Source organism: Nocardia sp. NPDC006982 (assembly GCF_042869435.1).
Taxonomy (GTDB): domain Bacteria; phylum Actinomycetota; class Actinomycetes; order Mycobacteriales; family Mycobacteriaceae; genus Nocardia.
In genome coordinates this window covers 90,140-98,144 of sequence record NZ_JBIAFV010000010.1, presented here as the reverse complement: position 1 = coordinate 98,144, position 8,005 = coordinate 90,140, and the positions used below count along the sequence as shown (strand labels likewise).

The 8,005-nt window shown below is 62.5% G+C and carries 10 protein-coding genes and 1 pseudogene; 7 read left to right on the top strand and 4 right to left on the bottom strand.

What is annotated here, in order from left to right; genetic code table 11:
* The first annotated feature begins 408 nt into the window (after window positions 1-408).
* From ACFYOW_RS32520 to ACFYOW_RS32490, 7 genes and pseudogenes are all read left to right on the top strand, one after another.
* Entirely contained in the window at window positions 409-825 is a 417-nt protein-coding gene (locus ACFYOW_RS32520) for a WXG100 family type VII secretion target (protein ID WP_387293903.1), read from the top strand.
* Window positions 822-1,127 carry a WXG100 family type VII secretion target gene (locus ACFYOW_RS32515; protein WP_387293902.1) on the top strand — a complete coding sequence of 102 codons (306 nt, stop codon included), beginning with the start codon at window positions 822-824 and terminating at the stop codon, window positions 1,125-1,127. The genes ACFYOW_RS32520 and ACFYOW_RS32515 overlap by 4 nt, the downstream gene beginning before the upstream one ends.
* Window positions 1,124-2,428 carry a hypothetical protein gene (locus ACFYOW_RS32510; RefSeq protein ID WP_387293901.1) on the top strand — a complete coding sequence of 435 codons (1,305 nt, stop codon included), beginning with the start codon at window positions 1,124-1,126 and terminating at the stop codon, window positions 2,426-2,428. The genes ACFYOW_RS32515 and ACFYOW_RS32510 overlap by 4 nt, the downstream gene beginning before the upstream one ends.
* Window positions 2,429-2,442: 14 nt before the next feature.
* Window positions 2,443-2,955 (top strand): hypothetical protein, encoded by a 513-nt coding sequence (locus tag ACFYOW_RS32505; RefSeq protein ID WP_387293900.1) that lies wholly within the window; start codon window positions 2,443-2,445, stop codon window positions 2,953-2,955.
* A pseudogene (locus ACFYOW_RS32500) lies at window positions 2,948-3,358 on the top strand (contact-dependent growth inhibition system immunity protein). The gene ACFYOW_RS32505 and the pseudogene ACFYOW_RS32500 overlap by 8 nt, the downstream one beginning before the upstream one ends.
* Window positions 3,359-3,447: 89 nt before the next feature.
* Window positions 3,448-3,609 carry a hypothetical protein gene (locus ACFYOW_RS32495; protein WP_387293899.1) on the top strand — a complete coding sequence of 54 codons (162 nt, stop codon included), beginning with the start codon at window positions 3,448-3,450 and terminating at the stop codon, window positions 3,607-3,609.
* A 42-nt stretch (window positions 3,610-3,651) separates the two neighbouring features.
* Complete coding sequence (locus ACFYOW_RS32490; RefSeq protein ID WP_387293898.1) at window positions 3,652-3,903, top strand: DUF6334 family protein; 252 nt, start codon at window positions 3,652-3,654, stop codon at window positions 3,901-3,903.
* Between the two features lie 454 nt (window positions 3,904-4,357).
* On the opposite strand, the gene yhjD is transcribed toward ACFYOW_RS32490, so the two are convergent.
* The 4 genes from yhjD to ACFYOW_RS32470 all read right to left on the bottom strand — a co-directional run.
* Entirely contained in the window at window positions 4,358-5,377 is a 1,020-nt protein-coding gene (yhjD, locus tag ACFYOW_RS32485; protein ID WP_387293897.1) for an inner membrane protein YhjD, read from the bottom strand.
* A 68-nt stretch (window positions 5,378-5,445) separates the two neighbouring features.
* Window positions 5,446-6,480, bottom strand: coding sequence for a tryptophan--tRNA ligase (trpS, locus tag ACFYOW_RS32480; RefSeq protein ID WP_063038920.1), 1,035 nt, complete (start codon window positions 6,478-6,480; stop codon window positions 5,446-5,448).
* Window positions 6,481-6,501: 21 nt separating this feature from the next.
* Window positions 6,502-7,434 (bottom strand): oxygenase MpaB family protein, encoded by a 933-nt coding sequence (locus ACFYOW_RS32475; protein ID WP_387293896.1) that lies wholly within the window; start codon window positions 7,432-7,434, stop codon window positions 6,502-6,504.
* 175 nt (window positions 7,435-7,609) lie between these two features.
* Window positions 7,610-8,005: hypothetical protein (locus ACFYOW_RS32470; RefSeq protein ID WP_387293895.1), on the bottom strand; the 396-nt coding region annotated here is incomplete at its 5' end.

Below are 8,005 nucleotides of genomic sequence, written 5' to 3'. Positions count from 1 at the left end.
ACCGCTGACAGCCCCGCCCTGACCGCCTACCACCGACCGGCGATACCGAAAGTGGATCCGGGCACCCCGTACTTCAGCCACGCCCCCAGCGTATGGGGTGCCCGATCCCTGACAGGGGTTGCCCGGTTCGCCGGTTGAATCAATCGCCGACTGGCTTCTGCGGCACACAACGCGTGCTGGACGGATGATCACCATGCGCGGGTGGCGGCAGATGCCGAGAGCGCCCCTCACGCAACGCACTCTCGAGGGACAGCGAGCCTGGGAGCGGGCGGCAACTCGTGGCAAGATCGACCGCCGACAGATCCGGCCTGGCTTTACTCTTCCCTACCAACTTTGCTGGCCCTGCACGAACGGACTCGGGCACCGGCAGTTTGCAGTGTATTGAACGTCGTCGAGGACTAATCGAACATGGGAGAACGCCTGCCAAATAAGCGGCAGATCGCACAAGCTTGTGGACGCCTGGGGACGCGCGCCGTTATCTTCGTGTACATGGGAGATAGCGGGGGGCCGTCTGGATCTGGCCAGAATCTGACAGTCGTACCCGGTGATGTGCAGACGATCGGCCAGTACGTCTACAACATCGCCGACACCATGAAACAGGCCCTCGATTCCGCTGCCCGCGAGATCGAAACCCTACTCACTTCCGACTGGACCGGCGACGCGGCCGACGAGTTCTCGACCGGCTGGACCGAAACACATGACGGCGGAACACAACTCATGCAGGCGTTGACTTCACTCGCCGAAAGGCTGGGCGTCACCGCGGCCAACTACAAGAGCACCGACACCGGCAACGCGTCCGGTATCTCCAGCCTGGACCTGCCATGAGCTCTCAATTCAGTGTCGATCTCGATCAACTCGACCGGATCGTGTCGCGCCTCAACGGCCTGGCCGGATTCTTGCACGATCACCTCGACGAACTCGACCACAAGGTGGCGGCCCTGCACAACGGCAGCTGGGAATCCACCGCAGCCAGCGCCTATGCCGACGCACACAACCAATGGCTCACGGCCGCACGAGAATTCGCCGAAGGCGTCGCCTCCATGAGCGACGCCGCGCAGAAAGCGCACGGCCGCTACACCCGTGCCATCGACGTCAACCAACGCATGCTGCAATCGGGACAGCCATGATCGTCGACTGGCAGACCTACTACGACGCCGCCAAGAAATGCCACGACCTCGCCGACGACCTCCGCAAAGCCGACAAACCCGTCCACGACGCGGTCAAAGGCGAATGCGTCGGAATGGCCGGCGACGCACCTGGCTGCCAACAATGGGGCGAGGCATACGACAAAGCCGCCAAGCAGACCATGCAGGCCTGCTCCAGCCTGGCCAACGCCCTCACCAACTACGGCGCCGTGCTGTACGCCATGGGCTACAACTACGGCACCGCCAACAAGAGCAACCCGGCCCCATCGCGACCCGATGTAGGCCAGGTCAGCGAGTACAAGGTCAGCATCCCATCCTCGGTGGGCGACAACGGAATCGGCTTCACCGACCACGGCGACCTCAAAGAGTTCCTGGACAAACTGATCGCCAAAGTCCTCGCCGCCTTCGGCAAACTCCCTAACGGCGACCACACCAAACTCGACAAAGCCCACACCACCTGGAACACCTTCGCCAACCACGACACCATCACCGGCGCCGCCGCCCGCATCTCCGCCATCTCGGCCCTGTTCGACGGCATGGACGACCCCACCAACCGCCAACTACTCCAAGACCACTTCACCACCCTGAAAACCGGCGCCGACACCGTCGCTACCGCCTCCCAGAACATGGCCGCACCGGTCAAGGACTATCGCGACGCGACAGTCGCCCTCGGCAACGACAACGCCAGCGCGATCAACGCACTGGAACTGTCCATCAGCCTGATCGCCATCACCGCCGGAGTCGCGTTCCTGTTCAGCCTCGGCTCCTCCGCCGTCGCCGCGGCCGCGGCCATCGACGCCGACGTCGTCCTCACCATCAACGCGATCCAAACCTCCTACCGCGCCAGCCAAATGGTCCGAGTCATCGGCCTCGCCAGCCTCGCGGCGGGCGCCGTCGGCACCATCGACGCCTTCCATGCCCTCCCCGCCATCGACCTCGACAAAACCATCGCCGGCCTCGCCGCCATCATCGGCATGAAGGCGACTATCGATGATCCAGACTCGGACGACATCAACGGGCACAATACCGCAGGTGGTTCTTTTACCACGAACTCATACACCTCGAAGGTGAATAAGATCGCCAGCGAGTACGGGGTTTCACCGAAGGAAGTGAAGGATGCCATCCATAAGATCAAAGCGCAAGGCGCTTGGCGCGGCGACGGAAACAATCGAAACCCTGACGTAATCATCGATCTCGATACCGGTGAGGTTCACGTACAGAAGCCAGACGGCAGCCCTTCCGAGGACAGCATTGGAAATATCCATGATGCACTGGAACACTGACGGGAGGCGAAGGAATGCAGCGAGAAATCATAGAACACGAGGATAGATGGATTATCCTGCCGCTGAGGCGAAGCCGCATCGTCACTATCGATTGGTACCCGAGCCAGGTTGATCTCAACCTCGACACAGGCTTCAAAGTAGTCATCGGATATGACGCCGAATTATCATTACGAACCAGCAAGGAGAACTCACCTGACCGTCACGAATTACCACATTGGCCCAGAGCGGAGGCAGAAAGAATTCTTGAATCCGAAATACTCTCACCAGTTTTCTTCAAATCCGGCGGCGCCAGGATTGCCCTCCGGAACGGATGGCTCTTGCTTCTCGCCGATCGACCGGCGACATCACCGGCAGCGGTTTACTCCGAATCCTCTGTGCTGTGGACTCGTGAGGGTATGTCGATCCAAACGGAGTATCCGGTGCTCAGAATCGATCCGTGGACGGGGCGGAAAGTCACTACACCGGAATGGCCGCCCCGACCACCCGACCTGCGCATCAATTACGAATCCGACGATATCAATGACTGAACCTAGAGCAGGTGGACGGCATCGCCTGGCCGGACCGCCGTCCGACGCGACGCGGCTGATGAAGACTGTAAATGCATTGCGCCGGAAACCGATTGGCTTCTTCACTGCCGAAGATCTTCGCATCATGCTGGGACAGCATGGAGGAACATCCGTTCTCCTACCGTGAGCACTCGATGTGCTCGAGCGGACCCCGTTGGCTGAAGGTGACTACTATCCCGGCGACCTTTTAGTGACAGCGTTGAAGATCCCTCGACGCGATTGTACCGCCAAGCCGAGGTCGGTTATTCGCCTCCGCGCAGTGATTGATCGATTGATGCAACGGGACGATCCGGATATCCATTTTCCGCCGGACGACGAAATATGGTCTCTGATAGCAGAATTGAAGACCGCCGGCATATTGTAAGGAATACCACGCAGGGGACACCCACCAGAGCCGCGACCCACTCGACAGGCCGCGCAAAAGTACGGCAACAAGTATAGGAAAGTCGGTCCATGTCGGAAGTAGGATCCGCGATCACGGAACAGGGTGGCCGACTTCACGACGTCACTTACCATTTCGACGCGGATCTGCCCCGCGACATCCTGCGCATCGACCTCGAATTCGAGCAAAACCGATGGTCCGTGCTCGTCCACGAAGACGATGACACCGTGTGACTGGTCGAAACTTCGGCCATCGGCAACAGGAGCCTGCACACCGTGGACGCGGCGGCATTGGCTCCCTGGCGCGATGCCGTCGGCCGCGCCGTCCGATGGATATGGTCCCTCGAGAACCAGCAGGGCTACCCCGACGCGATCCAGTTCGAATTCGCCGACATCAGTGGCGGCGGCGCGACAACCATCCAAATCCTCGCCATTGCTTCACGTTTGAACATCCAGCAGGTGCGCTCCATCGAAACCCCGCCCCTCACCACCCTCCCAGCCGGTAAGCACGGGAGGACCACAGGCTGACGAGAGCCCGTTGACGTCGGATCGGTCATTGAATCTCCCCTGCTGCCATTGCGATCACTCCTCGTGACAGTCTCTACATCATCGAACCGACCTCACCGATCGTTTCGTGTCCCGGGAGCCACCGGGCCGACATGAGGACTCATTGGTCGCATCGGTAGGTCCAGAGCAGGCGGCGTCAAGACAGGATTAGGTTCCTAGCCCTTCCAAGTCGGGGGATAAAGGCTTCAATAGCCTTACGCTTGGCCCGATATCGGCCGCGCACTGATTTAGCCGCTAGCCCATCTTGCACAGGACCTCCGGCATATTGCGAGGAAGGCTGGTCGCTGGACGGGTGATCACTATGTGCTGGCGGCGGCAAACGTCGAGAGTACCGCGCTACCAGTACATTCTCGAGGCAAAGCGAGCCTTGGGGCACTCAGTGTGGCGGACAGCGGTCAGCCTGGGGCGATGTGGGTCAGCGGCGGCGCAGGCCTGAAAGGACCAGTGCCGCAAGGGCACCCGCGCCGAAGTAGGCCGCGCCAGTGCCCATCGAGGGGCCGGGCGCGCTCATGCGGGGCTTGATCACGGCGGGGGCGGGTGGAGGGATTTCGGCTTCGGGCTCGTTCTCCGATGCCGTTGCGGCCCAAGCGGTTGCGAACAAGAGGATGCGATAGGTGGTGTAGCTGAACACCATCAGGCCGATGATCGATCCGAATACCGCGCCTGCGGGGCTGTGCAGCACCATCTGCAGGTAGAACGATGCGACGTATTTGAAGATCTCGAAGACCACCGCGGCAATCGCGGCCGCTCGTGCGGCACTGCGCAGGGTGACCGGCTCGCGGGGCAGGCGCGCGATCATCCAGACGAACACCGCCCACGAAGCGAGGAAGCCGAGCAGTATCGAAATGAGCACCAGGATCAGCCGCGCACCGGGCAACTCCGACAGGCGGAAAGTGATCAGCAGCCGCTCGCCGAGGGTGCTCGAGGCCAGCGTGGACAGACCGATCGAGATCACGAACGCCAAGCCGAGCCCGATCAATGCGCCGAGGTCGGAGAGCTTGCTGAAAAACCAATTGCCTTCCGGGGTTTTCTGTTCCCACTGTTCGGTCAGTGCCGCGCGCAGATTCGCCATCCAGCCGAGTCCGGTGTAGACACCGACGAGCAGACCGAGCGTGCCGACCGTGCCGCGCGATCGGACCGCCTGATCGATCAGATCATTGAGCTGGCCGCCAAGTGATCCCGGAATGTTCTCGATGATCTTGTTCCGCAGTTCGGTGAGCATTTCCGGGTCGCCCGACAGCACCGAGCCAGCGATCGCGAAGGCGACCATCAACAGCGGAAACAACGACAGCACCGTGAAATACGTGATCCCGGCCGCGTAGTAATCACCGCGTTGCCGCTGATAGTTGCCGCCCGCGCGGATGAGGTGATCCAGCCATGGCCGCGACTGGATCCGCCGTTCGAGCGCCGCCTTGATGTTGTCGATCACCTGCATCTGTCACGCCCCTTAAACAGAGACCGCGCGGTGATGGTCGACAAGCGGTCGCTAGCGGTATTCCCCGGCTAGCGAGCCAAAAACCCCACCCGGTCGTAAACCTGCGCCAGAGTGTTGCCGGCAATCTCACGCGCCCGCTCGGCACCTGCGTCGAGGATGCGGTCGAGTTCGCCCTGATCTGCCAAATACTCTTCCACCTTCGCCCGCAGCGGGGTGACAAATTCGACCAGCGCGTCGGCGACGTCGGACTTCAGATCGCCGTAACCCTTACCGGCATAGTCGCGTTCCAGCGTGACGATCGGGGTGCCGCTCAGCGAACTCAGGATCACCAGCAGATTGCTGACACCCGCCTTGTTTTCCGGGTCGTAGCGGATTTCGCGCTCGGTATCGGTGACCGCGGAGCGAATCTTCTTGGCGGTGATCTTCGGATCGTCGAGCAGGTTGATCAGACCGGCGTCGGTGGAGGCCGACTTGCTCATCTTCGACGTCGGATCCTGCAGGTCGTAGATCTTCGCGGTGCCCTTGACGATATGCGCCTCCGGCACCACGAAGGTCTTCTTGAAGCGAGTATTGAAGCGCTGGGCCAGATTTCGGGTCAGCTCCAGATGCTGGCGCTGATCCTCGCCGACCGGCACCTGATGCGCACGGTAGAGCAGGATGTCCGCGGCCATCAGCACCGGATAGGTGAACAGTCCGACGCTGGCGTTCTCCGCGCCCTGTTTGACCGACTTGTCCTTGAACTGGGTCATCCGGCTGGCCTCGCCGAATCCGGTGATGCAGCTGAGCACCCAGGTCAGCTCGGCATGCTCGGGTACCTGGCTCTGCACGAAGAGCGTGGAGCGCTTGGGGTCGATGCCGAGCGCGAGCAACTGCGCGGCCGCCGCCTTGGTGCGCCTGCGCAGTTCCTTCGGATCCTGCGACACGGTGATCGCGTGCATATCCGGGATGAAGTAGAGGGCGTCGTAGTCGTCCTGCATGGTCACCCAGTACTGCAGTGCGCCAAGGTAGTTGCCGAGATGGAAGGACGCGCTGGTGGGCTGGATCCCGGACAGCACCCGCTGTTTGCGTTCAGCGGCCGGGTTCGTCTGAGCAGGACTGGACATGTCCCGATCTTCGCATGCGTGTCACGCGGAATTTCGCGCCGCCCAGTTGCGTGGGTCGACACCGGGCATGCTCGGACGGCCGGTGCTGTGCAGTTCGCGTTCCCGCTTGGACAACAGCTTGTAGACCGGCGCGCTCGGACCGGCCAGCGTCGCGCGCAGCACCGGCGGAACCAGCGGCGGTGCGATATGCGCGGTGCGCACGCCCTGGGCGAGCGCGCGGAAGGCGATTTGCTCGGGCAGCCCCCAGCGCATCCCGTACATATCGCGGATGCGCGGCGGCAGACTGCCCTGCACCAGCAGGTAGAACGCGTCGACGACCTGACGCATCGGCCCGCGCTGCGGATAGGGCACGCGCTGACCGGCCAGATACGAACCGACCAGCCGGGCCTCATCGGTGAGGAACAGCTCGTCCGAGGCGAGGTAGTCGTCGAAGGATTTGCGGAACAGCGGGTAGTTGCCGGGCGCGGCCTCGCGCGGCATGCCGAACAGCTCGCCCCAGCGCACGTAGTCCTGGTACAGGCCCTCGCGTTCGCCGTCGGTCAGCGGGCGGACCAGCAGATCGTGCATCACCTCGGCCGAGTCGAAGGCGAAGGCCATGGTCATGTACATCAGGTGCGGGTCGAACGCGGAGTAGCCGGTGCCCGCCGGATGGTGCGGGCCCGCCTCCTCGGGCAGTGCGCCGACGACCTTCGCGTGCTTCTTCGTGGTGAAGGCGAGCGCGCGATCCGCCTCGTCCTTGCTGCCGAGGAAGACGGCCTCGAAGAGCTTGCCGGTCAACGCGAGTCGCGAGTACGGGGTCATCCGATGTTCGGTGTTCTCGGCGGTTCCGACATAGAGCAATGGATTGACCGCGCCGATCACCAAGGCGCGCTGGCCGTAGGTGAGACCCACCGCGCGCTTGCTCATGACCCGTCGGGCCATCGAATTATCGGCGAAGTAGCCGGGCTGGGACATCGCTGCCTCCTCGTTGAGCGCATCGTCGGACGCATCGGGTTTCGGCGATCCGGATCACCCGTCATCCCGGCGCGCGCCGGGATCCACAGCATCTGGCAATAGAATCTCCCAGAATTCAGAATCTGGCAATAGTCTCCACCAGATTGTGTCCGGCCCGGATCCGGACGCAACCGAACTAGACCGCGATCCGGTCGGCCGCAACCACACCCGTGCCAGAATCGCGATATGACTGCATCGCGAAGCGGTTCCGTGCGGGGTGGTGGTCGAGCGACGGGCGGACCGGCATCGCGCACCAATTCGACGGGCGTTGGTGGCCGGACGACAAATAAGTCGGCATCGCCCAGCGACTCGGCGAGCAGCAGCGACCGTAGAACGAGTAGGCCAACACCGCCCAGCGACTCCACAGCGGGTGGTGGCCGAAGGACGAGTAGGCCAGATTCGCCCAGCGACTCGGCGAGCAGCAGCGATCGCAGAGCGAGTAGGCCAACACCGCCCAGCGACTCCACAGCGGGTGGTGGCCGAAGGACGAGTAGGCCAGATTCGCCCAGCGACTCGGCGAGCAGCAGCGATC